Raw genomic sequence first — 24,667 nt, 5'->3', positions numbered from 1 at the left:
AATCGATGGGTGCGCACGTACTGCGAACCCCAGACATCTGAACTGCCAGCGGTTGTTCTCTGCTAACCCTACACCAGTTCGTCGTAGCGCGCCCCGGTCTGTTTCAGCGTCTCCGTGGAGTAGAGCCGTTCGTGCTCGAACGGGAGGTGGTCGGCCGCGAGTTCGTCGATCTTGTCGTCGACGGCGTCCGCCTCCCGGCCGTGGACCATCGTGAACAGATTGTACTCCCAGTCCAGATCCGGCCGGCGCGGGCGGTTGTAACACAGCGTGACGTACGGCAGTTCGCCGACGGCCTCGCCGCGGGCGTCCAGTTCGTCGTCGGGCACGTCCCAGACGACCATACAGTTGTTCCGGAAGCCGGTGACGACGTGGTTGACGACACAGCCGATCCGTTTGACACAGCCGTCGGCGCGCAGCCGCTCGGTCGCGGCGAGTACGTCCGTGACGGACGCGTCCACGGCGTCGGCCACGTCACGGTACGGCGTCCGGGTGAGCGGGAAGCCGTCCTGGATCTCGACGAGCAGTTCCCCCTCCAGCGCCGAGAGGTCACCCGTCGCGGACTCGGAGATCCGGGTTGCGGAGGCGTCCGTCTCCGCGACTGACTCTCTGGCGAAGGCGTCGTCGTTGACGACCGGGAACTCCAGGTCGATGTAGTAGTCCGTCAGCATCGGGAGGTTCAGGACGGTACAGCCGGTGTCAGCCTCGATCTCCGCCAGGATCTCGTCGCGTCGATCCCGGGAGGCCGCGGTGACGACGAACCACATGTTCCACTCGTGGTCGCGGCGGTAGTTGTGGTTCACCTGGCGGTAGTCGTTGATCGTCTCGGCGACCTCGTCGAAGCGGCCGTCCGGGGCGCTCACGGCCGCCAGCGTCGACGAGCCGATCACCGGCGGGTTGAGCACCGCGCCGAACCGGCGGAACACGCCCGCCTCCCGGAGTCGTTCCACGCGAGCGAGTACGTCCGACTCCGTCGTCCCGAGGTGGTCGGCGAGCACCTGGAACGGTTCTTCGACCACCGGGAAGTCGCTCTGGTAGTCGTCGATCAGGGCGGCGTCCGTCTCGTCCAAGCCGGCACGCCAGTCCGACGCTGCGTCCGGTGTACTCATCGTCTGTCCATGGGGTGGCAGCCACCTACCGCTTTCGGGTCAGATCTGTCTGGTGCTACCGAAGTGTATTTTTATCTCTCACCGTGTATTTCACTCGTGCCTTGTGAGCCACTGGAGTTTCTCGGCCGCTCGTCAGTTCGTCGGGAGATCCTCCACGCGCTCGTCGACGACCGCCGGACCGTCCGCGACGTGACAGACACGGTCGACGCCTCGCGTGTCACCGTCCAACGGAACCTCCGCACGCTCGTCCAACGGGGCTGGGTGGCAGAGAACGGCTGCCAGTACACCGCGACGGCCACCGGACGGCTGGTTGTCGACGCCTACGACAGCTTTCGACAGCGCCTGGAGACGGTCGAACGACTGGAGCCGTTTCTCGAACACGTCGACCCGTCGGAGTTGGACATCGCGGCGCTGTCCGGAGCGACGGTGACGGCGTCGACGTCGACGGACCCACACGCTCCAGTGATGGCGTTTCTGGACTGGCTCGGCGACGCCTCGACGTTCCGGGCGGTCACTCCCGCAGTCGGCCCGTCGTACGTCCGAGCGGTGGCCGAGCAGGTAGACGACGGTGCCGACGTGGAGCTCGTCGTGGCAGCGTCACACGCCGACCGGTTGGAACAGGATCACCCCGAAGCGTCGTCGACCATGTCGGCCGCCGACGGGTGTCGGGTCGCCGTCGTGGACGGTCCCGTGCCGTTCGGGCTGGGGCTGTCGGCCGACGGGGTCGCCGTCGCCGCGTACGAGGACGGGATCATGCGGGCGTTACTCCTCGCCGACGACGAGGACGCGGTCGCCTGGGGGGAACGGACGTTCGAACGCTACGCCGGAGACGCGCGGTCGTGGTGACTCGCGGTCGGCTCACCGGCGTTGGAGCCAGTCACCGGTCGAGCGACCGAAGCGCCCGAGTCGCGCCAGTGCCGGCGCGGCGAGCAGCTCTACGACGGCGAGCACCACCAACACGACCGACATCGTCGGGTACGTCGACACCGGTGTAGTCCAGGCGACGACGGCGACGGCCGAGCCGGCAAGAGCGACGCCGGCGCCGACGCCGGTCCGTTCGCTCACGACCCCGATCAGGACGCCGGCCGCCGCGACCGTGAGCACCCCCGCGACGAGAGGGAGGCGTCCGGTCCCCGGTGCGAGCCGAGTGGTCAGGAACGTCCCGACGGCGACGAAGAGCGTCGCCGCCGCTCCCGCTCGGATCACCGTCGCGTCGCTCGTGTCGTCTGTCACAGCTGTTCTCTCGTCTCTGTTCACTTGAGTCTCCCTAACAACACCAGTTGCCGGCGCGACAACAGATCTCGCTGGCGTTGAGGAAGCACCCGGCCGCGGCGATCACGTAACAGATCCGGCCGGTGATGAAGATGCAGGCGCTGATCCCGATCGCGCTCGTCACCGTCCCGGCGAGTCCACAGATGAACGCCGTGCCCGCAGCACAGCCCACGTCACAGACGAGTGCAACGAGGAGCTTGCAGTTGAAACAGTAGACTCCCGAGGTGGAGACGTCGTCTTCGGTGACGTCCGTCGACACCGTTCCGTCGGTCTCCGAGGAGACCGTCACCGTCCGGCTCACGAGCCCATCGTCGTCGGTCGTCGCGTCCGCCGTCGACAGTTCGCTCTCCGACGCGAGCGACGGCAGCTCCCGGTAGGTGATCTCGGCGCCGTCGGCCGTCTCCTGACGGCGTTCCAGCGCCCCCATCACGACCGTACCGTCGTCGTTTCGGCCGACGACCATTCGGTGGTCCTCGTCGGTCGCCGTCGGGACCGACGCCAGTGTCCGGCTCCGGCCCTCGTAGCTCGCCCGGTAGACGACCGCCGCGGATCGATCCAGACGTGCCCCCGCGTCCTGCACTGCCGTCCGGAGGCGTCGGAACTCTCGGGTCCGTGCGAGCCCGTCGACAGCACGCCGGGCCGCCTCGCCGGTCAGCTCCGTCAGCTCGAACCCGTCCGGGAGGCCGTCACTCGCCGCCGCAGTGTCCGAGAGCACCCCGCTCCCGAACGCCGCCGCAGCCGTTGTTCCACCGATACCACGCAGAACGTCTCGCCGCTGCACACCGTCGTCCGTGTCTTTGTCTTCCATCGCACTCGGTACGACGGCCTAGAGGGTAATTACATTAATCACGATTCATATTTACCAGGATATAGGAGAATCTCACTCAGTGAACAGTCGTTTAGCGGTTGAACACTGAATAGATCACTGACACTCTCCCGGCCGGTAGGGTCGACCACACCCCTTTTGGACCGGCACGCCCAACCCGACGTATGGCGAAGGCGACAGAGTCCACGAGCGAGACGTTCGGCGACTGGCCGCTGAAGCGGCTGATGACGGAGGTCTGTGGCTCCGGGCCGAAATCCGCAGACGACATGTCCCGCGAGCAGGCGACGGAGGCGATCCGACGGATCTTCGCGGGTGAGCCGGACCACACGACCCTGGGCGCGTTCTGGCTGGCGAACCGGTGGAAGCGCAACAATCCAGAGGAGTTGGCCGCGTACGTCGACGAGATGAGCGAACGGGTGGCGTCCGTCGCCCCGGAGGCGGACCCCGTCGACTGTGGTGCCAACTACGACGGCAAGGGTGAGACGGCGATTCTCGGCGTCGCCGCCGGCGTCGTCGCCGCGGGCGCCGGCACGCCGGTCGTCGCCCACTCCGGCGACCGCGTCCCCACCCAGAAACAGGAGAGCTACAAGCACGTCCTGGACGAACTGGGCGTCCGGACGGAGATCGAGCCGGCGACCTCCGCGGAGATGGTCGACGAGACCGGGTTCGGGTTCTACTACCAGCCGGCGTTCAATCCGGCCGTCCAGGAGCTGTGGGACCGACGCGACATGATGGGTGTCCGCACGTTCGTCAACACGATCGAGACGCTGGCGAACCCCGCGGACGCGGACGTCCACCTGGGGTCGTTCTACCACCTCGCGTTCGCCAAGAAGGTCGTCGAGACGTTCGAGGAGAGCCAGTTCCACGACCTGGATCGAGTCATCATGTTCCAGGGGATGGAGGGGTACGACGACATCCGGCCGGGCTACACGAAGGTCGCCGAGTGGGACGCCGACGGGGACGCCGGCGACTCGTCGTTCACGGACTACGAGATCGAGACCCCGGAGTACGGCATGGACTTCGAGGAGGCCGACCTGGAGGTCGACGACGTGGCCGCCGACTCCGCGGCGATCACGGAGGCCGTCGTGACCGGCGAGCGGACGGACCAGTTCGCCGACGCCGTCGCGCTCAACGCCGCCTTCCGGATCTACGCCCGCGGCGACGCCGGCAGCCTCGAGACTGGGTTGGAACGTGCCCGCGCGGCCATCGACGACGGCGACGCCGCAGCGGTGCTGGACGACCTCCGGGCGTTCTGACGGATCACGCCCGGAGATCCGACCTCCCTCGGTCTCGTTATCTTCGTCGATACTCTGGGGGGTAACGTTTAGGTCGGTCGGCACCAACTGACGTGCGAGCGTGCAACTCGCCGGTCTCGCAGGGCTGTACGAGCTGTTCTTCCTCGCGGGCAGCGCAGCGGTCGTGCTGCTGTCGCTGACGGCCCACGTCGTCGGTCGCCAGGTCGGCCACGCGGCCGCACTCGGCGGGACACTCGCGTTGGTCGGCGGATTCACCCTCGTCGGCGCGGTCGGGGGGCTCCGCGGGGACGCCGCAGCGGTCGCGGTCCTGTTGAGCGGCGCGTTCCTGTTCGTCCCCGTCGCCGTCGGCGCGGGCGTCGCCAGGCTCCTCACCGGCCAGTCGGCCGCCGACATCGCCCGCGTCTACCCCGGGGCGTGGATGGCCGGGCTCCTAGTCGCGTTGCTCACGCAAGCCGCCGGCGCGAAGCTCGGCACGATCCTCGCCGGCGCTCCGGGTCTCCTCGGTGTCGACTGGTTCCTCGGGTTCCTCGCGTACACGGTCGTGCTCGGTGTCGTCTGTGGGCTCGTCTCCGTCCCGCTCCTGACGACCAGCGAGGAGGGGACCGGCTTCTTCGAGAGTTTGGGCACTTGAGACTGGCCGCCCGAGCGGTCGGAGACTCGAGTCCGAGCTACAGCCGAGTGGCAACGCCGACGAGTGTCTGACCGGCCGTCACCGTCGCCTCTCTGGCGACGGAGTAGACGAGCCCGTCTCGGTCGACCGTCGCGGTCTGGAGCCGTTCGTACGTCGTCGGGTCGAACACCTCGCCGACGGTCTCACCCTCGGACACCTCGTCGCCCAGCGTCAGGTCCGTGGCCGGCTGGAACAACCCGGACGCGGACGCCTGCACCCGACCGAGGTGGTTCCGGGCGCGCGTCCCGTCCCAGTCCGGCACCGGCTCAGCGTCCGTCAGGACGCCGACCTCCCGGAGCACCCGCCGGACTCCGGCGACACCCGTCTGGATCGCGTCCTCGACGAGCTCTTTGTTGTGTGCTAGCTCCGGCGTGATCGCCGGAATCCCCTCGCGGGTGGCGGCGACGCGGAACTTCCCGCCGAAGTCGCGGGCGTCCCACTCTGCCTCGGCGTCTTCGCCGGCCGGCTCCGCCAACAACAGCTCCGTCCCGAACGCCTCCGCGAGCCGCCGGCAGTCGTCGTCACCCTGGAGGTAGACGGTGTGGGTCTCCATCGAGCGGCTCCCGGTGTGGAGGTCGACGACGTAGTCGGCCGCGCCGGCCTCCTCCCACAGCGTCGCCGCCATCCGCTCGTGGAGGGTGCCGTCCTCGCGTCCCGGCCAACACCGGTTCATGTTCGGGTTGACGCTGTCGAACCCCTCCGGGGTCGTGTAGCTCACCCGGTCGAACGTCAGCGGGTCCGCGACCGGAACCGCGACGACCGTCCCCGAGAGGGGGGTCTCCAGCAGTTCCTCGTGGAGCCGGCGCAACACCGCCGTCCCGTTGATCTCTCTCCCGTGTTGGGCCGCCTGGACGTACACCGTCGGGTCGCCGTCGCCGTAGTGGTGGACCGTCGTGTCGATCTCGACGCCCGACGGGAGTCGGGCGAGCGTGCGTCGTCGTGCCGTGTGGCTGGCCATACCGACCCGTCGGACGGCGACGGCTTGTACCCTCGGTCACCCGCCCAGGGCGGTCAGGAGGTCGACGCTCACGTCCGCCCACTGGATCAGCTTGTAGCCCGCGTAGATCCCGACGATGCCGAGGATGCCAGGCAGTTCCGGCGGCGCCGGGATCGGTACCTCCAGTGCCGCGAACACCGCGCCCGTGACGAGCCCCGTCAGGAGCGCGAGCAGAGAGACTGTGACGTTCATCCTCCGAATCGAGAGGCCAGGAGCCACTTCAGTTCGTCGGGTCGGAGAGCTCTCGGCGCTCTCGCGCGAACAGAGTCGGGTGATCGAGAGACGAGATCGTCGACACCGGGGAGCAGTACGTCCGGGTCGGGGTGCGGTTCGGGACGACGCCGGAGTGGCCGCCGAACAGTCTGTACCTGGTTTCGAGTCGCCGCAGACGACTGCCGCGAGCGACCCGATCGAACTGGAGCCGTTCCCGCCGAGCGACGACCAGACGGACGGGTTGCCGACGGACCACGCCCCCGAGCGGCGGCAGGCGGTGGTCGACGCGGTTGGACGCAGTTCCTCCACGGTGTCGACGACGTCGGCGCTCTGGTCCGTCGAGTAGCCCTCCGGGTTCCCTCCGAGAGCCGCCGTGCCCGCTACAACGCCTCCTTGTACGCCTCCAGCGTCTCCTCGATGTCCTCGGCCGTGTGGCGGTAGGAGACGAACTGCGACTCGTACTGGTTCGCAGTCAGGAAGATCCCGCGATCCTTCATCTCCTGCCAGAACACCCGTTCCCACCGCTCGGTGGCGGCGTCGCGCACGTCGTCACCCTGCTTGGGACAGTGGTCGTACCGGGAACACGACTCCCGTTGGGCACAGCCGGCCTCGCAGTGGTCGTCGAAGTCGGTCGGGGCATCGCGGGTGAAGATCGTCTTGAACATCGACTCCGTGCCGACGACGGTGTACTCCGGGGCCTGGTCCTCACAGATGTCCGTGATCCCGGCACGGAGCCGTTCGCCCAGTTCGTTGACGTGGTCGTACACGTCGTTCTCGGCCGCGAACTTCAGGTTCTCGTAGCCGGCGGCCATCGTCACCGGGTGGCCGGAGAAGGTGCCCGACTGGAACACCTCGCCGCCGGGCGTGAACTGCTCGACGTACTCCGCCTTGCCGCCGATTGCGCCGACGGGGAAGCCGCCGCCGATGATCTTCCCGAACGTCGTCAGGTCCGGGTCGATGTCGAACCGGCCCTGGGCACACTGGAGCCCGCCGATCCGGAACCCGGTGATGACCTCGTCCAACACGAACAGCGCGCCGTGGTCGTCACACAGCTCTCGGATCGTGTCGTGGAAGCCGTCCTCGGGCATCACGATTCCGAGGTTGCCGAGAATCGGCTCCGTCAACACCGCCGCGATCTCGTCGCCGTGGTGGTCGAACACCTCCCGGAGCGTCTCCGTGTCGTTGAACGGCACCGGGATGGTGTGTTTGGCGAAGTCCTCGGGAATCCCCGGCGAGGAGGGGCTGGGGTGGCCCGGCTCTCCCTCGACGAGCGTGGACTCTTGGGCGCCGTGGTAGCCGCCCTGCATGACGACGATCTTGTCGCGGCCGGTGATCGCACGGGCGAGCCGGACCGCGGAGACGGTCGCCTCCGTCCCGGAGTTGACGAACCGCAGCATCTCCACCGACGGGACGTGTCTGGCGACGAACTCCGCGTGTTCCACCTCGATCTCCGTCGGGGCGCCGTACATCGGTCCTTCGGCGACGTGGCGTTGGACGGCGGCCGTCACCGGCTCCGGGAGGTCGTGACCGTACAGCAACGGTCCGTACCCCATCACGTAGTCGAGATAGCGGTTGCCGTCGGCGTCGATCACGTGGGCGCCGTCGCCGCGTTGGACGAAGAACGGGTACGGCTTCGTCGCCCGGACGGAGGAGTTGACCCCGCCCGCGAGTACGGAGAGACCACGGTCGTAGAGGTCGCGCGACTGCTCGTGTGACATGTCGTCCGGTTCGACCGCGTGCCGGAAAGGCGTTTCTGGCTGTCGGCGGGGAGTCAGTTCGCGTCGGACGGGTCGTCGGCGGAGTCGTCCGACCCACCGACATCCTCGTCGTGTTCTCCGAGAGAGTCGAAGAACTCCTCGTCGTCGTGTTCCTCGAGAGAGTCGTCGGGAGTCACCGGCTCTATCTTCATCCGATCGGAGGACTCAGACTCGGTGATCTCGTCCATGAACTCGTCTGGAGACAGATCCGCCATCTTCTCTGACGGAGAGAACGTAGACGAGAACGACGAGAGGAAGCCGGCGTACTGGTCTGCGATCCGTTCGACGATCTCGAATATCGTCCGGTCGGCGGTCGTCGCGAGTTCCGTCACGGTCGGGAGCTCCTCGAGAGAGGACTCGACGAACGCCGCGAACTGTTCGCTGCCCTCTACGAGCGACTCCGGGAGGATGGTCGGGTCGAGTGCGAGTTGTCTGAAGTTGCCTATGTGGTCGAAGAGCGTGTCCCGGATCAGAGAGTACCGTTCCATCGCCATCGAGAGGCTGTCGGGGTCTACGGACAGCATGGCGGTCGGGTCGTCTCGCGCATCAAAGCTCATCTCTACCGCTTCGATCCGACTCGAGAGCACGTCCACCCGGTCGACGAGGACGTCGACCGTCGCCGCCCAGTTGTTGTACACCGCCGTGTGCGTCTCGGCGACCTCCTCGAACGGTCGGAGGACGGTGACCGAGTCGTCGTCGACGCCGACGACGCCCTCGTGAGCGAGGTACGCCAGCACCGCCTCTGCGCCGCGACGGTCGCCGACGGCGACGGCCGACGACGCCTCCGTGGCCGACAGCACGCGGTCGCTCGACAACGCCGCACTGCCGTCGGCGTCGAACGAGATTGACCCGTCGCCGGCGTCGAGCCAGTCGGCGACCAGCGGCTCCCACCCGGCGGTACCGTCGTCGTGTCGGTCGACGAGCGCCGCGTCGAAGGTCACCGGCGCCGATCCGTCGGCCGGGTCGGCCGTCACAGAGCCGTCCGTCACCGCGAACTGATCGAACGTCGTCATCGGTCGTGTGTGCGGGGGAGTCGACTTCAAACGAGTGGCCGCCACAGATCACGCCTCGTGGTGGCTCGGGGCCGCCCGCTCCACCACAGTCGTCGCCAGCGTCTCGAAGGTGGCCTCCCCGGGCACCACGTCCACGTCGATCCCGTGCTCGCGGGCGGTGGCGGCAGTCGGCTCGCCGATACAGCCCACGACGGCCTCACCGAGCCCGTCGACGGTCGCCGGACGGACGCCGCGCTCGCCCGCGGCCTCCAGGAAGTGTTCGACCGTCAGCGACGAGGTGAACAGGGCAGCCTCCAACGCCCCGTCGGCCGCCAGCTCCGTCGACTCGCCCGCCCCCTCCGGGCGGACGAGCCGATACAGCACCGTCTCCGTCGTCTCGATCCCCACCTCGCGCAGCCCGTCGAGCAACACCGCCGAGCCGTGGTCGGATCGGGCGACCGTCACGGTCGCGTCGTCGCCGACGGCCGGCGGGAGCGCGTCGACCAACCCCGCAGACGAGTACTCCTCGGGGACGAGATCCACTTCCCACCCCTCAGCGCGGGCGGCGTCGGCCGTCGCCGGACCGATCGTAGCGACCCGCGTCTCCGTCGGCGTCCAGCCCGCCTCGGCCGCCAGTTCGACGCCCGTCTTCGAGGTGAACACGGTCCAGTCTCCCCGAGCGGGGGTCGCGCCCGTCGCGTCGACGGCGAGCATCGGGTCCGGCACCGGCGTCGCCCCCAGCGACGCCAACAGTTCGGCGGCGTCGTCGATTCGCTCGTCGTCCGGACGGAACACGGCCGCGCGCACCTCGCTCGTCACGCCGGGTCACCTCCGTCGTCGGCGTCGTCCGACCCACCAGTGTCGGTCGCCGCGGCCGTCGCGTCCGCGTCTCCACGCCCCCGCAGGAACTCGACGAGGTCGGCACGCTGGGCGGCCACCTCGCCGATCACCGTCACCGCGGGCGGCTCGATCCCCGTCTCGTCGCGGGCGTCGACGATGCTGTCGAGTGTGCCGGTCGCGACGCGCATCTCCGGCCAGGTGCCACGCTCCACGAGCGCGACCGGCGTCTCCGGGCTCATCCCGGCTGCTCGCAGCTCGGCGGTGTACTCCGGGAGCTTCCCGACCCCCATCAGGACGACGATCGTGCCGCCGGTGTCGGCGAGTGCCGCCCAGTCGACGGCCGACTCCGGTTTCGTCGGATCCTCGTGGCCCGTCACGAAGGAGACGGAGGAGGCGTGGTCGCGGTGGGTGACCGGGATACCGGCGACGCCCGGCGCGGCCACCGGCGAGGTGACGCCCGGCACCACCTCGAACGGGACTCCGGCGTCGGCCAGCACCTCCGCCTCCTCGCCGCCGCGACCGAACACGAACGGGTCGCCGCCCTTCAGCCGGACGACCGTCTTCCCATTGCGGGCGAGTTCGACGAGTCGGTCGTTCGTGTACTCCTGGCTCGTCCGCTCGCCGCCGGCGCGCTTGCCAACGTCCTCCCGGCGGTCGGCCGGGATCGACTCCAGGATCTCCGGGCCGGGGAGCTTGTCGTGGAGCACCACGTCCGCCTCGTCCAACAGTCGCCGGGCCTTCACCGTCAACAGCTCCGGGTCGCCCGGGCCGGAGCCGACGAGGTACACCGTCCCGAGGGCCTCGGTCACGGCCGGTCACCTCCGGTCTCCTCGCGGGCCGCCGCGATCAGCTCCGCCGCACCACGCTCTCGGAGGTCGGCCGCAAACTCCCGAGCGGCCTCGGCGTGTCGCTCCGCCGAGAGGTCGCGCGACTCTGCGATCTCCTCGTCGCCGTCCGTGGACAGCACTCGCACTCGGACGGAGACGTGTTCCCCCTGGAGCAGCGCGTGGACCCCGATCGGAGCGACACAGCCGCCGCCAAGCTCCGCCAACAGCGTCCGTTCGACTGTCGTCGTCACGCGCGTCGGCGCGTGGTCGAACGCACTCCGGACCGTCTCGCGCGTCTCCGGTGTCGCGGTCGTCACCGCGAGCGCTCCCTGGCCCGGCGCCGGGACGAACTCCGAGCGGGGGAGCCGCTGGGTGCCGACCGCGGGGTGATCGTACAGGTCCAACCGCCGCAGCCCCGCCTCCGCGAGCACGATCGCGTCGTACTCCGTGTCCGGCGTCCGTTCGAGCGCCCCTCGCTCCAGTTCGGTCAGGTCGTCGAACCACTCGTCGGGCGTCCGGTCGAACTCCTCGTCGGAGTCGTCGTCTTCTGCCTCGGTCCGGCGTTCGTGTTCTGCCTGGAGCGTCGGCGCCAACAGCTTCTGGACCCGGGTGTCGACGTTGCCCCGTAGCGGCGCTACCTCTAGGTCCGGGCGCGTCGCCAGCAGTTGAGCCTGTCGCCGGAGCGACCCCGTGCCGACGGTCGCGCCCACGAGTAGGTCGTCGAGTCCGTTCCCGTTCTCCTCGGGAGTGACGAGCACGTCGCCGGCGGGGGCTCGCTCGGGCACGCCCGCGACAGACAGCTCCGGAGGCTGCTCGGTCGGCATGTCCTTCATCGAGTGGACGGCCGCGTCCGCCTCTCCGTCCATCACCCGTTCGTCCACCGCGCGGACGAACGCGCCGGTCATCCCCAGTTCGGAGATCAGTTCGTCGCGGACCTGGTCGCCCTGGGTCTGGACGTGGAGCAGTTCGACGTCGAGCCGTCGCGTCGACAGCGCCGACCGGACCCGCTCGGCCTGCCGGAGCGCCAGGTCGGAGCTCCGGGTCGCCAGCGTGAACGTCTCGCTCATACCCGGAGGTGCGCCCGACGGGCGGATAACCCGCTCGGTCTACTAGCGACCCGAGGCGTCTGGCGACTCACTCCCCGCCGCCCGCCAGCAGGAGTTCGAGCTTGAACACGGTGCCGCCCGACTCGGCCGACAGCGGCGGCGTCGACGCCTCCCACTCCTCGAACCACAGTTGCCCCTCGTACGTCCGGACGACACTGTCGGCGAAGAACAGACTGATGCCGTCGCCGTGGTTGAGCGCGTCCGTCGCGCCACGACCGAACACCACGTCTCCCCCCTGTGACATCCCCGGTCCGTCGTCGGCCACCCGGACGACGGCCGTCCGGTCGTTCGTCTCGACGTCCACCCCGACGTGTGGGTCGCCGTCGTTGTGCTCGACGGCGTTCTCGACGACTCCCTCCAACACCGTCGCCAGGAGGTCGTCGGCGACGACGGACACCGTCGGCAGGTCGCCCAGTTCGAACGTCGCCTCCTCGTACGTCGCCGAGACGTCCGCGACGACCCGGGACAACACCACGTCGAGTCGCACCGGGTAGGTGGACTCCTGGTAGGCGCGGTCCAACAGCTTCCGGAGGTCGCGGGCGCGTTCACTCTTGTCGATCACCCGCGAGAGCGTCTCGCGGGCGTCGGTCAGCGCCGTCCGCGCCGCCGGGTCGTCCGTCTCTCTCCGGGCCTGCTGGATGTAGCCGTACACCACGTTCAGGTCGTTCTTCAGGTCGTGGCGCAGCAACCGGTTCAACACCTCCGCGGCGGTCTCGTACTGCCGCTTCTGGCGGGCGTCGACGAACGCCGCGACGTAGCCCGGTGGCGCCTCGTCGTCGCCCGTCCGGATCGGAGCGACGGAGCCCTGCCCGTACACCGTCCGGCCGTCCGCGGTCCGCAGCTCCAGGTCGCCCTGCCAGGTGTTCCCGGCGGCCATCGCCTCGGTGATCTCCGTGACCGTCGCTCGCTGTGCGAGAATCGTGTCTCCGGTCGTGCCGACGAGCTCCTCGCGGTCGTAGCCGGCAAACGAGAGGCCGGCGTCGTTCACGTCGCGGATGGTCCCTTGCGGGTCCATCAGGAGTACCGGAATGCCGGCGCTCTCGAAGGCCCGCTCGTAGGCGGCCGGTCCGAACGTCACGGCGGCCACCCCGGCGCCGCGGTCGACCGGCGACGGACGACAGTCCGTGACATTGGTACCGGTCGCGCTCCCCGGCTAAAAAATAGTTCGCCCCCAGTTCCGAGATTCGATAACTAGACCGGAGGGCTACGCGAACAGGTCGTCGACCGCGTCCTGTGCCGCTCGCGCCGCCTCGTCGGCGACCGCCTCGGCGTCGTGGTCGGGGTCGGCGGGTGGATTGACGTACACGTCCACGTCCAGCACGCCGTCTTCGAACGTGACAGTCACGTCGAAGTCACGGAGCGCCGACTGCTTGTACCGGTCGAGGACGACCCCTTCGGCCGCCGCAGACGCCGTCTCGACCACCGTCTCGTTCGTCGGGTCGGACTCCGCCATCGCCCGTCAGGCTCCGCCGGCGCCGGGACCGCCCGGGCCGCCCGGCATTCCGCCGCCGCCGCCGCCACCCTGGAGCAGCTGCTGGAGCTCCTCCTGGAGACTCTCGAACTGCTCTTGGACCTGTGACTCCTTCGAGCCGAGCTGGTCTGCACGCCGCTCCAGCCGGTCCGTCTTGTCTTCCAGATCCGACTGCGCGTCGTCGTACTCCGCCTCGACGAGCAGTTCGCCGACCTCGCGGTACATCTGGGCGTCCTCGTCGATGTCGTCTAGCGCCTCCAGCGCCGTCTGGGCGTCCGTGAGCGCCGACTCCGTGGTCTCCTTCTGCTCGGCCAGATTCTGGGCCTGCTCCTGGAGGTCCTGCAGTTCCTCAATCTTCTCCTGTGCCTCGGGCGGCAGATTGCCCTGCATACCCGGGTCGACGGGCTTCGGGGTGAAAAAGGCGTTTACTCGGGGGTCACGCGCCCGCCGACGAGTCGATGCCGCCCTCGCCGCCGATCAGGATCAGCGTGTGCTCACACTCCGTACACCGCCACTTCGTCTTCTCGCCGAGGTGAAGCTCCGTGCTGGCGGCACGCCAGAACGTCGTCTCCTCCCCACACTCCGGGCAGTCGTGGGTCATCTCCAGGCTCATACCTCCGCGTGACGGCGCGGTGGGGCTTCAAAACTCCGATGTGGACTCGGGGAGGAACCGAGGCCCCGGCTCGGAACGGAGAGTGCCGGGACGACCGATCTGCTCTCGGTGTGTACGGTACACGGGCACGGAGACACCGAGAGTGGCCTCGTGGCGCAGCCGAGGGAACACGGCAGGGCAACCACGCAGCCACCGGCAGCTAGCCGGGGTCTCGGCAGGGCGTCGCCGGGTCGACCGCGACGACCGCCGGGCTTCGAACGCTCTCGAGTGTGGCTGTGGGCCCTGCGCCCCCACACAGTCTCCCCTCCGAGTCGGAACCGTGCTAGGAGCGACCGTGGGTTGTACTCGTCTCCTGATTAATCTATTGGCCATCGAGTACACCAGAACTACGCGGCCGGTCTCGGAGCGTCGGGACGAGTCACCGTGGGTGCCGCTACAGCTCTTCCGTGTACCCCGACACCATCGACTCGACGTACTTCGCCACCACGTCCACCTCCAGGTGGACGGGGTCGCCGACGGACTTCTCCGAGAGGCTGGTCACCTCGTAGGTCGTCGGGACGATGGCGACCTCGAAGCTGTCCGCGTCGCGCTCGGCGACAGTGAGCGAGATCCCGTCTAGGGCGACGGAGCCTTTCGGCACGACGTAGCTGTCGAACCGCTCGGGGAGGTTGAAGCCGAAGCGCCAGTCCTCGCCGACCCGTTCGATCGACGTGACCTCCGCGGTGCCGTCGACGTGGCCCTGGACGAGGTGGCCGTCGAAGCGGCCGTCCGCGGGCAGCGCCCGTTCGACGTTGACCGTGTCGCCGACGGTCACGTCGTCCAAGTACGTCTTGGCGACCGTCTCGGCCGCCAGGAACACCTCGAACCACCGCCGGTCGCCGCCCTCCTCGTCGCCGAACGACTCCACCGTCAGACAGACGCCGCTGACGGCGATCGACTGCCCGTGAGACAGATCGTCCAGTCCCGTCGCAGCGATCCGCAGCCGCAGCCCGTCTGCCGTCGCCTCGCGTCCGGTCACCTCACCCGTCGTCTCGACGATTCCGGTGAACACACGTTCGATTGGGTTCCGATACTGGAAAGCGTACCGTTTCCGTGATGCGAGAACACCCGAGCGCCCGTCGTGTGTCGCTCGCCCGCCGTCCGTTCACTCCCCGCGGGTGTCCGCGACGGCCTCGCGGAACCGCTCTGCTCGGCGAGTGATCTCGGTGAACTCCTCCGTCTCGACGGCCTCGTCGGGGACGAGCGCGGAGCCGGCGCCGACCGCGACCGCGCCCGCCTCCAGGAACGCACCGGCGTTGTCCGGGGTGACGCCGCCGGTCGGCAGCATCGGGATCTGTGACAGGGGTCCGCGCATCGCCGCGACGTGGTCCGGGCCGACCGTCTTCGCCGGGAACACCTTCACCAGATCCGCTCCCTGCTCGTACGCCTCCACCGCCTCCGTCGGGGTCATGATCCCCGGAGCGACGAGGACGCCGTGACGATTACACGTCTCGATCACGTCCCGGTGACTCGACGGGGAGACGACGAACTCCGCGCCGGCCGCGATCACGGACTGTGCGGTCTCGCCGTCGATGACCGTCCCCGCACCGACGGTCGCGCGGTCGCCGAGCTCCGTCTGGAGCGTGTCGATCAACGCCGGCGCGTCCGGGTTGTCGGCCGTCACCTCCAGGGTCGTCACCCCACCGTCCAACAACGCCTCGCCGATCTCGACCAGTGTCGCCGCCTCGACACCCCGCAACACTGCGACGACGCCGCTCTCGCGAATCGCCGCGAACGTCTCCGTACTCACGTCCGAGTGAACCGTCGGCCGGGGTATGAAGTTGTGGGTAGACGGCGGCAGTGTACACGCTTATGAGTCTCCCGCGCGAAATGTCCGTATGAACGTCGTTCCGGACACGAGCGCCGTCGTCGACGGACGAGTGTCCGAACGGGTCGCCGACGGGACGTACGAGGACGCGACCGTGTACGTCCCCGAGGCGGTCGTCGCGGAGTTGGAAGCACAGGCGAACAGTGGACGCGAGACCGGCTGGGACGGACTCACCGAGCTCCAGGAACTCGCCCGGCTGGACGACGACGGCGCCGTCCAGGCGGCGTTCGTCGGCGAGCGCCCGGCGGACCACCGGGTCGACGGCGCAGACGAGGGTGCCATCGACGCGCTCGTCCGGGACGTGGCCGGCGAGTACGACGCCACGCTGCTCACCTCCGACTACGTCCAGGCGGAGACGGCGGAGGCGACCGGGGTCGCAGTCGAGTACGTCGAGGCGGTCGACCGCTCCACGACGGACGACGGGCTCGCAGTCGAGCAGTTCTTCGACGAGCAGACGATGTCCGTCCACCTGAAGACGGGGACGGTGCCGAAGGGCAAGCGAGGCTCCGTCGGCGACATGCACTACCAGCAGATCGGCGACGAGCCGACGAGCGAGGCCCAGATGGCCGAGTGGGCCGACGACGTGGTAGAGACGGCACGCGCGTCCAGCGACGGCTTCCTCGAACTGTCCGAGCCGGGGATGAACATCGTCCAGTACGGTAGTTACCGGATCGCGGTCGCCCGGCCGCCGTTCGCGGACGGGATCGAGATCACCGCCGTCCGCCCCATCGTCCAGACGGAGTTGGACGACTACGAGTACGCCGACGAGCTGCGCGACCGGCTGGTGGAGCGCCAGCGCGGGGTCCTGATCGCCGGCTCCCCGGGGGCCGGGAAGTCGACGTTCGCGCAGGCGGTCGCGGAGTTCCTCACCGACAGCGACTACGCGGTCAAGACGATGGAGAAGCCCCGGGACCTGGAGGTGTCCGACGAGGTGACACAGTACACCGCGCTGGGCGGCGACATGGCCAAGACGGCCGACTCGCTGTTGCTCGTCCGGCCGGACTACACCATCTACGACGAGGTGCGGAAGACGAACGACTTCGAGGTGTTCTCCGACATGCGGCTGGCCGGCGTCGGGATGGTCGGCGTCACTCACGCCACACGGGCCATCGACGCACTCCAACGGCTCGTCGGCCGGGTGGAACTGGGGATGATCCCGCAGGTCGTGGACACGGTCGTGTTCATCGAGGCCGGCGAGGTCGACACCGTGTACGACGTACAGACGGAGGTGAAGGTGCCGGAGGGGCTCACCGCCGAGGACCTCGCGCGCCCGGTGATCCAGGTGGTCGACTTCGAGACGAACCGCCCGGCGTACGAGATTTACACCTTCAACCGTCAGGTCGTCACCGTCCCACTCGACGAGGGTGAGGAGGGGCGTGACTCCGGTGTCGATCGGATCGCCCGCCAGGAGATCGAACGCGAGATCCGCTCGGTCGCCCGTGGCCACGTCGACGTCGAACTCCGTGGCACGGACGAGGCGGTCGTCTACGTCGACGAGGACGACATCAGCTACGTGATCGGCAAGGGTGGCGGCCGGATCGAGGGGATCGAAGAACGGCTCGGCATCAGCATCGACGTCCGCACCCACGAGGACAACCCCGAGAGCGGCCCGACCGGCGGTGGGAGTGAGGGTGCCGTCGCGGCCGGTGGCGGTAGCGGCGGGACGCCACAGCCGCAAGGCACCGTCGTCGAGCCGGAGATCACGAGCCGCCACGTCGTGATCCGGATGGACGAACACGTCGGCGAGACGGTGGAGGTGCGCGCGGACGGGGAGTACCTGTTCACCGCGACCGTCGGCCGCGGCGGCGACATCCAGGTGTCACGCGGGAGCGCCATCGCCGAGGAGCTGGAGGACGCCGTCGACCGCCGGCAGACGATCAGCGTCGTGCCGAACTAGTCGCGGTCGGAACGCGACTCCAGTCCGGCGAGTCGGCGGACGAACCGCGGGACCGGTTGAGCGCTCCGGAAGAACCCGTCGTCGACAGGGCGGAGCGTGATTTCTCTGCCTCCGTCCAACTGTGTGACGAACACGTCTCTCTGTCCTCGTTTCAGCCGCAGTGAGTATTGCTCGTCCCCGTCTACTGGGACGCCGACGTAGCTGTCCCCCTCGGAGAACACCTCAACGTGCCCGACCTCGTCTGCCTCGAACGTATCGACGTACTCGCGGGCGTCACTGTTGAGGCTCATGAACGACGTTTTGACGCACGTGCACAAGAAGATTCTCACTGTAGTGGGGCCTTTCGTATCACTCACAGGACAACCCGGAGTGCAAGGAGAGTTGTAACGCCAACTACGAGGAGCGAACAGAGTGCACTAACGACTCCAGTCAACACTACGCTGTTCGCTACTGCGTAGTCGAGGTGTTGCAACAGTAGTTTCCCTAATGTCCGCCCGTACAGTTGAGCGAACCCACTGGCGGCGACGAGCACTACTCCGAGGATCAGAGAGCGCTGTACACCGGCTAGTCTCTCGGAATTATTGTCGAGTACCTCCGATATCTCCGCAGACCAACTCCTGTGATACTTCCGGAGAGCGACCCGTTCTGACCCGTCTGGCGGATACGGTTTGCTCAGACGCATGTACTCTCCGTCTGTCAGTCTGGTCTTGTACGCCGTCTCACCGAGAGTTAGAACACCCAGCACCATCGTCGCCAAGAGGAAGACGATCCCGAGACCGGTCAAGAGTAGGGTCGAGGGAGTCGGAGAACTCCCAGTCTGTGATACGGCTGTCGCGGCAGTCGTAACGAACCCGACGATAATTGCAGCGATTCGAACCGCGCGTGCGGCCGTCTGGTCGATCTCTCGGAGTGTCGTGACCTGTCGATCCAAGTTTCGCCTCTGTTCGGTGAGGACCGCGTCACCGCGTGGGAGGCCCTCCTCGTTGGCCGTCGGATCGTCAATATCCGGCCTGTTCCCTTTGTCCGACACACGGTCGCTACAGTAGTACCAATTATAGTCACTTCGATCCGAACTGCACGAGTCGTCCACCGTGCCGACACCTGCGGACTTTTGCCCACGCCCCACCACCAGCGTCTGTGACGTTCAGCATCTGTGTCCGCGAGGAGTACACGGACGACGACGGCGACAGACAGACACGGTTCGGGGTCGCGGTGACGACACGACTGCCCGCGGTGGGGACGCTGTGTCCGTTCGCCTCCGAGAACGGGGCGGTGGCGACACAGTCGCTCGTCAACGTCGAACTCGGGCGGAAGGGCGTGGAGTACCTCGACGACGGGCTGGCGGTGGACGACGCGCTCCAGTCGCTCCTGAACGCCGACGACGGCAGCGCCCAGCGGCAGCTCCACGGCGTCGACGCCGACGGGACGTTCGCCTTCTCCGGCGAGGAGTGTCAGGGGTGGTACGGCCACACCGTCGGGGAGAACTACACGGTCGCGGGCAACCTCCTGACGGGGGGGTCGGTCGTCGAGAGCGTCGCGGAGACGTACGAGTCGACGGCGTTCGGCGACGCGCCGTTGGCCGAACGGCTGATCGACGCGCTCGCGGCCGGCCACGAGGAGGGTGGGGACAAACGCGAGGAGCTGCCGGTGCAGTCGGCGGCGTTGCTCGTCGAGACGACGGAAGACCGAGAGTTCGATCCGTACTACGACGACCTCCGGGTGGACGCGACAGAGACACCGATCGCGGACCTCCGAGAGACGTACGAGACGGCCGAGCGGGGCCAGGAGATCGTCCTCGAACAGTACGACGAGAGCGACGAGGGCGGCGGTGACGACGAGGGCGCCGACGACGGAGCGACGGACGACCCGGACGGAGACACGACGGGCGACGGACCGAACGGCGAGTCGGCCGACGGTGAGACGACGGAGACGAGGGCGGCCGACGGTGAGACGACGGAGACGGGGGCGGCCGACGGCGAGACGACAGAGGAGTGAGCGTCGACTCGCCGATCGAGAACCCCGAAGGGTAGAAGGGCCGTGCGCGCGTGTGTCTGTGTATGACGGACGACGAGCGAATTGCAGAACTGGAGGCGGAGCTCGCGGAGCTGCGCGAGACGGTCGAAGACCAGCAGTACAAGATTCAGTACCTCGCCGCGGACGCGGACTTAGACGCCGTCGAGGCCACCTGCCCACACTGTGGCGAAGGGGAGTTCGTGACGGACTCGGGAATCTCCTGGAAGCGGGTACAGTGTGCGGCGTGCGGTCACTCGGAGTACGTCTAGCGCCGCAACCCGGGCGTGCGTCAGACGGACGACAGACGCACGGGGAAAACTTTGACACGTGGGCTACCGTACGGGTGTCTCGTGAGCAAGATCACGTTCCGGGCCGACGACGAACTCGTCGAGCGGCTGGAGGCTCACGACGCCTCCAAGAGCGAGGTGATGCGGCAGGCGCTCAGAGCCTACCTCGACGACCCGGGGCGTGACACCGGGCGACGGGCGGACCCCGACCCGGAGCTGACGGAGCTGTTCGACCGGCTGCTGGAGCGCCGGCTCCGAGCGTTGTTGACGGAGACGGCAGAGTCGACGGACACGGGCCGGGAACGTCGACCACCGGCCCGGGAGCGGCGGGAGCCGGGCGTCGTCGTGAACGTCCGTCGAGAGCGAGCCGGCGTCTCGAACGGTCGGGAACGGCGCCACGCGGAGACCCTGGGAGACCGGCTGTCAGACACGTTCGACGACAGCGTGTCTGACACCGAGGGCGGTCCCGTGTCTGACGGCTCCGGTCGGGGGGTATCGGACGCTCCGGAGCGTCGCGCGTCTGACGCGAGTGACGGCTCCACCGACCGTTCCTGCAGTCAGTGTGGGACGGAGCTGTCTGACAGTCACGTCTACTGTCCGAACTGTGGCGAGAAGGCCGTACAGCGCCTGTTCTGCGAGTGTGGTGACGAGGTTCGGTCGGACTGGTCGTTCTGCCCCGGCTGCGGGCGTCGGACGCCCGCGGCGGACGTGTTGGGGGAGTCCGAGGGCGTCGGGCGTCAGTGACCGTAAGACAGCCGCCGTGTGGTACTGTAAGACACGGCCGGTAATTTTATAAGCCGCGGGTCGATTGCGTGTAGTGTGTAAGACGGTCTGTCATACGGGTCGTCACGCGGTGGGGGAACCGCAGGACGGCACGATCCACCGGGGAGACCGGCGGATCGTCTTACCGGGGGAACACAACATGGAGCGTGTGACACTACGGATTCCGAAACAGCAGATCGACGAGGTCGAACGCATGGTCGAGAGCGGTGAGTACCCGAACCGAAGCGAGGCGATTCGGGCCGCGGTTCGAGACATGCTGAACGAACAGGACGACGACAACCGCGATCGCTCCCGCCGCGACAACAAGCGCGGCTGGGCGAAGGCGTAGGCCGATGCAGGATATCGTCCAGGACGCGCTGGCGAACGCGGAAGAAGAAGACCGCTCGATGGCGGACGCGGACGGCGACGACTTCGGGGACCCCCGGATCGTCATCGTCGGCGCGGGCGGGGCCGGTAACAACACGATCAACCGCCTGTACAACATCGGTGTCAACGGCGCAGAGACGGTCGCGATCAACACGGACAAACAACACCTGAAGATGGTCGAGGCCGACACGAAGATCCTCGTCGGCAAGTCCCTGACTCAGGGTCTCGGTGCGGGCGGCGACCCCAGCATGGGAGAGCGCGCCACCGAGATGGCCCAGGGGACCATCAAGGAGGTGCTGGGCGACGCGGATCTGGTGTTCGTCACCGCCGGGATGGGCGGCGGCACCGGGACGGGCGCCGCGCCCGTCATCTCGAAGATCGCCAAAGAACAGGGCGCCATCGTCGTCGGGATGGTGTCGACCCCGTTCAACGTCGAGCGCGCCCGCACGGTGAAAGCCGAGGAGGGGCTGGAGAACCTCCGCACGGAGGCCGACTCCATCATCGTGCTGGACAACAACCGGTTGTTGGACTACGTCCCGAACCTCCCGATCGGCAAAGCCTTCTCCGTGATGGACCAGATCATCGCGGAGACGGTGAAGGGGATCTCCGAGACCATCACCCAGCCGAGTCTCATCAACCTGGACTACGCCGACATGTCGACCATCATGGACCAGGGTGGCGTGGCCGTGATGCTGGTCGGCGAGACCCAGGACAAGAACAAGACCCAGGAGGTGGTCAACGACGCGATGAACCACCCGTTGTTGGACGTCGACTACCGCGGCGCGAGCGGGGGACTCGTCCACATCACCGGCGGCCCCGACCTCACGCTGAAGGAGGCCGAGGGGATCGCCGACTCCATCACGGAGCGGCTGGAGGCGTCGGCGAACGTCATCTGGGGCGCCCGCATCCAGGAGGAGTACAAGGGGAAGGTCCGGGTGATGGCGATCATGACCGGAGTCCAGAGCGCCCAGGTGCTCGGTCCGAGCACGCAGAAACAGGCCGACCGGTCGCGTGCGAGCATCGAAGGCGACCTCACGGAGGCCGACTTCGACGCCCGAGCGAACGCAGACGGCGACAGACACCAGTCGGACGGTGGTGACCGCGAGCGGAGCCGTCAGACCGACGACGGTCTCGACGTGATCCGGTAGTCGGATCGACGCGGACTCGAAGCAGTTCTCCGTCGGTCCCCGTCAGTTCGGGTTGAACTCCTGCATCGACTCTCGAACGTCCTCGCGGTCGCCGATGATCGTCACTCGGTCACCCTCTTCGAGGACGGTGTCGGCGTCCGGGACGTTCGTCTCGCCGCCGCGTGCGACCAACGCGATCAGACTCGTCCCCGGCATCTCCGGACCCAGGTCCCGAACGGATCGTCCGACGATCTCGTCGTTCGTCACCTTGATCTCCTGCACGTCGCCGATCTGGCCGAGCTCGTTCATCCAACGGGCCATCGCCGGCCGTTCGATGTAGTTGTCCAACTCCTGTGCGGTCGCCAGCGTCGTCGACACCGTCTGGACGCCCAACTCTTCGAAGGCGTCGACGTTGCTGGGGTCGTTCACCCGCGTGAGGATCTGCTCTGGGTCGAACGTCGACTCCACGAGCTGGGCGATCAGGAGGTTGGCGTCGTCGTCGCCGGTGGCGGCGATGACGGTCCGGGCGTTGTCCGCGCCGGCCGCCCGGAGCTCCTCCATGTTCGTCCCGTCACCGATGTGGACCGTGTGACCCTCGTTGCGGGCGTACTGTACCTGTTCGTCGTCCGTCTCCACTAAGACGACGTTCTCTCCGCGGTCTTCGAGGCGGTCCGCCAGCGCACGGCCGACGGTGCCGCCTCCGACGATGATAACTCGCATGGGTATGACGTCGAGTGTTTCGGCGATTCGGCGCGCCAGGCCGCCCTCCAAGACGACCGTGGCGAGGATGACTAGGAACACTGTGCCGACGAGCGTGTCGGCGGCCGACTGCATCCCGGCGTCGGCCAACTCTACCGCGAACAAGGTGGCGACCGAGGCGGGAATGATCCCCCGCGGCCCGACGAAGGAGACGAACAGCTTCTCCTCGCGGGTGAACCGGTCGCCACGGGCCGACAGGAACACGAGCGCCGGCCGGATCACGAACACGATAGCCAACACGATCAAGATTCCGCCGACCCCCAGCGCCCGGAGGGTGTCGAAGTCCAGAATCGCCGCGAGGTTGATGAACACGAACGAGAGGACGACGAGCGTCACGTCGCCTTTGAAGTCCGTGATCTCCTCCTCGTAGGGGACGTGGAGGTTACCGAGGACGATTCCGGCGGTCGCGGCGGCGGCGACGCCCGCCTCCGTCTTCAGGAGGTCACCGCCGCCGTAGGCGACGAGTGCGCCCGCGAGCACGAGCAGTCGGGCGTTCTGTGGGGCGTTGCCCGGCGAGAGGTCGACGTACTGCAGCATGGCGTAGATCAGCCCCGCCGTGAGCGTGCCGACGACCACGCCGATCCCCAGCCGCTCGACGAACAGGACGACGAACTCCGCGAGCGTCGCTCCCTCGCTGATGATCAGCTCGAAGACGACGACCGCGACGATCGCCGCCGTCACGTCGTTGACGATCCCCTCCGTCTCCAGTGCGGCCTGGACACGGTTCCGCACCGGAACGACGGACAAGATCGGCGTGATGACCGTCGGACCGGTGGCGACCAGCAGCGCTCCGATCAGCGCCGCGACCAGCCAGTCTGCTCCCAGCGCGAACCGCACCGCGATCGTCGTCCCGGCGAACGCCACGCCGGCGCCCAGCGTCACGAGTCGGAGTGTGACGCTGGGTGCCTCCCGGAGCTTCGGTGCCTGGAGGTGGAACGCCCCCTCGAAGACGATGATCGCCACCGACAGCCCTACGATCGACGGGAGTGCGTCGCCGAAGGAGTCGGGCGTGATCAACGGGTCGATCTGCGGGAACACGGCGGCGACCCCCTCCGGTCCGAGCAACACTCCGGCGGTCACGAGGAAGATGATGCTCGGCACTTGGAAGCGGTCCGCCAGGAGCTTCGCCACGACCCCGACCGCGATGATGGTGGCAGTGACTGCGATCAACGAAGAACTGGCCATTGACTCACCTCCATACCTCGTTTCCGGCCGCCGCACTGATAAACGCACGTACTTCCGTTCGGCAGGTAGAGCCGTCGAGTGGGTTCGTCAGACGCGCTCGCCCCGTGTGCGGGCGGGGTAGTGTCGGGCAGACGGAGAGAGGTGAGCGAGGTCGGAGGGCCGTACGGAGAGTGGAGAGCGGTCGCTGGTGTGGGCAGCTCGGGAGCGGAGCGGTCGCGGTCGTTGGAGCACTACGATCCAAGACGCGGACGAGGGACCGAAGCAGCCGAGCGAGCGCCTTTTTGATCGGGCTTTTTCTTGGGTGCGCGGCGCAGGCGCGCACCCAAGGAGTGAGAAAGGTCGCTTACCGGGCGGCGAGGGATTCGAACCTCGGTCACTCCCTGTGGTCGTTCCCCGATTCGAATCCTCGCTGCCGGTTCGCTCGACTGCTCGCGGTC

The 24,667-nt window shown here is 67.9% G+C and carries 28 protein-coding genes and 1 pseudogene; 10 read left to right on the top strand and 19 right to left on the bottom strand.

The features are described from left to right. Positions 1–68: 68 nt before the first annotated feature. Complete coding sequence (gene ahbB, locus RYH79_RS01770) at positions 69–1,106, bottom strand: siroheme decarboxylase subunit beta (protein ID WP_370895627.1); 1,038 nt, start codon at positions 1,104–1,106, stop codon at positions 69–71. Between the two features lie 96 nt (positions 1,107–1,202). On the opposite strand from ahbB, the gene RYH79_RS01765 reads away from it, so the two are divergent. After that, the gene (locus RYH79_RS01765; protein ID WP_370895625.1) at positions 1,203–1,952 is read left to right on the top strand and encodes a helix-turn-helix transcriptional regulator; all 750 of its coding nucleotides are present in this window, start codon (positions 1,203–1,205) and stop codon (positions 1,950–1,952) included. 12 nt (positions 1,953–1,964) lie between these two features. On the opposite strand, the gene RYH79_RS01760 is transcribed toward RYH79_RS01765, so the two are convergent. Beyond that, entirely contained in the window at positions 1,965–2,339 is a 375-nt protein-coding gene (locus RYH79_RS01760) for a hypothetical protein (protein WP_370895623.1), read from the bottom strand. Positions 2,340–2,373: 34 nt separating this feature from the next. Next, positions 2,374–3,186 (bottom strand): halocin C8-like domain-containing protein, encoded by an 813-nt coding sequence (locus tag RYH79_RS01755; RefSeq protein WP_370895621.1) that lies wholly within the window; start codon positions 3,184–3,186, stop codon positions 2,374–2,376. 182 nt (positions 3,187–3,368) lie between these two features. On the opposite strand from RYH79_RS01755, the gene RYH79_RS01750 reads away from it, so the two are divergent. Both RYH79_RS01750 and RYH79_RS01745 read left to right on the top strand, forming a co-directional pair. Then, positions 3,369–4,460 (top strand): anthranilate phosphoribosyltransferase, encoded by a 1,092-nt coding sequence (locus tag RYH79_RS01750; RefSeq protein WP_370895619.1) that lies wholly within the window; start codon positions 3,369–3,371, stop codon positions 4,458–4,460. Between the two features lie 100 nt (positions 4,461–4,560). Next, complete coding sequence (locus tag RYH79_RS01745) at positions 4,561–5,091, top strand: hypothetical protein (RefSeq protein WP_370895617.1); 531 nt, start codon at positions 4,561–4,563, stop codon at positions 5,089–5,091. Between the two features lie 37 nt (positions 5,092–5,128). On the opposite strand, the gene RYH79_RS01740 is transcribed toward RYH79_RS01745, so the two are convergent. Both RYH79_RS01740 and RYH79_RS01735 read right to left on the bottom strand, forming a co-directional pair. Beyond that, the gene (locus tag RYH79_RS01740; RefSeq protein WP_370895615.1) at positions 5,129–6,088 is read right to left on the bottom strand and encodes a succinylglutamate desuccinylase/aspartoacylase family protein; all 960 of its coding nucleotides are present in this window, start codon (positions 6,086–6,088) and stop codon (positions 5,129–5,131) included. A gap of 36 nt (positions 6,089–6,124) precedes the next feature. Then, positions 6,125–6,319 (bottom strand): XapX domain-containing protein, encoded by a 195-nt coding sequence (locus tag RYH79_RS01735; RefSeq protein ID WP_370895613.1) that lies wholly within the window; start codon positions 6,317–6,319, stop codon positions 6,125–6,127. 154 nt (positions 6,320–6,473) lie between these two features. Between RYH79_RS01735 and RYH79_RS01730 the strand changes: the two genes are divergently transcribed. Next, the gene (locus RYH79_RS01730; protein WP_370895611.1) at positions 6,474–6,686 is read left to right on the top strand and encodes a hypothetical protein; all 213 of its coding nucleotides are present in this window, start codon (positions 6,474–6,476) and stop codon (positions 6,684–6,686) included. Between the two features lie 34 nt (positions 6,687–6,720). Here the strand turns inward: RYH79_RS01730 and hemL are convergent, their stop codons facing one another. The 11 genes from hemL to RYH79_RS01675 all read right to left on the bottom strand — a co-directional run bounded on the left by hemL (position 6,721) and on the right by RYH79_RS01675 (position 15,735). After that, positions 6,721–8,058: a glutamate-1-semialdehyde 2,1-aminomutase gene (hemL, locus tag RYH79_RS01725; RefSeq protein WP_370895609.1), complete on the bottom strand. Its 1,338-nt coding sequence runs from the start codon at positions 8,056–8,058 to the stop codon at positions 6,721–6,723. Between the two features lie 53 nt (positions 8,059–8,111). After that, on the bottom strand, positions 8,112–9,110 hold the full coding sequence (locus RYH79_RS01720) for a hypothetical protein (RefSeq protein WP_370895607.1): 999 nt from the start codon (positions 9,108–9,110) through the stop codon (positions 8,112–8,114). A gap of 48 nt (positions 9,111–9,158) precedes the next feature. Next, on the bottom strand, positions 9,159–9,908 hold the full coding sequence (locus RYH79_RS01715; protein WP_370895605.1) for a uroporphyrinogen-III synthase: 750 nt from the start codon (positions 9,906–9,908) through the stop codon (positions 9,159–9,161). Further along, entirely contained in the window at positions 9,905–10,738 is an 834-nt protein-coding gene (gene cobA / locus RYH79_RS01710) for a uroporphyrinogen-III C-methyltransferase (protein ID WP_370895603.1), read from the bottom strand. Before cobA ends, RYH79_RS01715 begins: the two co-directional genes overlap by 4 nt. Then, complete coding sequence (gene hemC / locus RYH79_RS01705; RefSeq protein WP_370895601.1) at positions 10,735–11,823, bottom strand: hydroxymethylbilane synthase; 1,089 nt, start codon at positions 11,821–11,823, stop codon at positions 10,735–10,737. The genes cobA and hemC overlap by 4 nt, the downstream gene beginning before the upstream one ends. Before the next feature lie 67 nt (positions 11,824–11,890). Beyond that, positions 11,891–12,940 carry a PAS domain S-box protein gene (locus RYH79_RS01700; RefSeq protein ID WP_370895599.1) on the bottom strand — a complete coding sequence of 350 codons (1,050 nt, stop codon included), beginning with the start codon at positions 12,938–12,940 and terminating at the stop codon, positions 11,891–11,893. A gap of 126 nt (positions 12,941–13,066) precedes the next feature. Next, on the bottom strand, positions 13,067–13,315 hold the full coding sequence (locus RYH79_RS01695; RefSeq protein ID WP_370895597.1) for a DUF3194 domain-containing protein: 249 nt from the start codon (positions 13,313–13,315) through the stop codon (positions 13,067–13,069). Between the two features lie 6 nt (positions 13,316–13,321). Beyond that, positions 13,322–13,723 carry a prefoldin subunit beta gene (locus RYH79_RS01690; RefSeq protein ID WP_370895595.1) on the bottom strand — a complete coding sequence of 134 codons (402 nt, stop codon included), beginning with the start codon at positions 13,721–13,723 and terminating at the stop codon, positions 13,322–13,324. A gap of 46 nt (positions 13,724–13,769) precedes the next feature. After that, positions 13,770–13,946 carry a DUF7838 family putative zinc beta-ribbon protein gene (locus RYH79_RS01685; protein WP_370895593.1) on the bottom strand — a complete coding sequence of 59 codons (177 nt, stop codon included), beginning with the start codon at positions 13,944–13,946 and terminating at the stop codon, positions 13,770–13,772. Between the two features lie 433 nt (positions 13,947–14,379). Further along, positions 14,380–14,997: a riboflavin synthase gene (locus tag RYH79_RS01680; protein ID WP_370895591.1), complete on the bottom strand. Its 618-nt coding sequence runs from the start codon at positions 14,995–14,997 to the stop codon at positions 14,380–14,382. 93 nt (positions 14,998–15,090) lie between these two features. After that, complete coding sequence (locus RYH79_RS01675; RefSeq protein ID WP_370895589.1) at positions 15,091–15,735, bottom strand: bifunctional 4-hydroxy-2-oxoglutarate aldolase/2-dehydro-3-deoxy-phosphogluconate aldolase; 645 nt, start codon at positions 15,733–15,735, stop codon at positions 15,091–15,093. An 88-nt stretch (positions 15,736–15,823) separates the two neighbouring features. On the opposite strand from RYH79_RS01675, the gene RYH79_RS01670 reads away from it, so the two are divergent. Next, positions 15,824–17,710 carry a PINc/VapC family ATPase gene (locus RYH79_RS01670; RefSeq protein WP_370895587.1) on the top strand — a complete coding sequence of 629 codons (1,887 nt, stop codon included), beginning with the start codon at positions 15,824–15,826 and terminating at the stop codon, positions 17,708–17,710. On the opposite strand, the gene RYH79_RS01665 is transcribed toward RYH79_RS01670, so the two are convergent. Beyond that, positions 17,707–18,000: a hypothetical protein gene (locus RYH79_RS01665; RefSeq protein ID WP_370895585.1), complete on the bottom strand. Its 294-nt coding sequence runs from the start codon at positions 17,998–18,000 to the stop codon at positions 17,707–17,709. The genes RYH79_RS01670 and RYH79_RS01665 overlap by 4 nt on opposite strands. Before the next feature lie 62 nt (positions 18,001–18,062). Beyond that, complete coding sequence (locus RYH79_RS01660) at positions 18,063–18,740, bottom strand: hypothetical protein (protein ID WP_370895583.1); 678 nt, start codon at positions 18,738–18,740, stop codon at positions 18,063–18,065. Between the two features lie 107 nt (positions 18,741–18,847). Here RYH79_RS01660 and RYH79_RS01655 point away from each other — a divergent pair. The 5 genes and pseudogenes from RYH79_RS01655 to ftsZ all read left to right on the top strand — a co-directional run. Next, positions 18,848–19,549: pseudogene (locus tag RYH79_RS01655) on the top strand (DUF1028 domain-containing protein); the annotation flags it as partial. Positions 19,550–19,767: 218 nt separating this feature from the next. Beyond that, positions 19,768–19,992, top strand: a complete 225-nt coding sequence (locus tag RYH79_RS01650) for a zinc ribbon domain-containing protein (RefSeq protein WP_370895581.1) — start codon at positions 19,768–19,770, stop codon at positions 19,990–19,992. An 81-nt stretch (positions 19,993–20,073) separates the two neighbouring features. Then, positions 20,074–20,754 (top strand): zinc-ribbon domain-containing protein, encoded by a 681-nt coding sequence (locus RYH79_RS01645; RefSeq protein WP_370895579.1) that lies wholly within the window; start codon positions 20,074–20,076, stop codon positions 20,752–20,754. Positions 20,755–20,932: 178 nt separating this feature from the next. Continuing rightward, entirely contained in the window at positions 20,933–21,121 is a 189-nt protein-coding gene (cdrS, locus tag RYH79_RS01640; protein ID WP_370900728.1) for a transcriptional regulator CdrS, read from the top strand. 4 nt (positions 21,122–21,125) lie between these two features. Next, positions 21,126–22,307 carry a cell division protein FtsZ gene (gene ftsZ / locus RYH79_RS01635; protein WP_370895577.1) on the top strand — a complete coding sequence of 394 codons (1,182 nt, stop codon included), beginning with the start codon at positions 21,126–21,128 and terminating at the stop codon, positions 22,305–22,307. Between the two features lie 42 nt (positions 22,308–22,349). On the opposite strand, the gene RYH79_RS01630 is transcribed toward ftsZ, so the two are convergent. Continuing rightward, positions 22,350–24,230, bottom strand: coding sequence for a cation:proton antiporter domain-containing protein (locus RYH79_RS01630; RefSeq protein ID WP_370895575.1), 1,881 nt, complete (start codon positions 24,228–24,230; stop codon positions 22,350–22,352). Between the last annotated feature and the right edge of the window lie 437 nt (positions 24,231–24,667).

The organism is Halobaculum sp. MBLA0143, assembly GCF_041361465.1.
GTDB lineage: Archaea > Halobacteriota > Halobacteria > Halobacteriales > Haloferacaceae > JAHENP01.
Note: the sequence above shows the minus strand (reverse complement) of the source record. Positions and strands in the feature narration are given on the sequence as shown.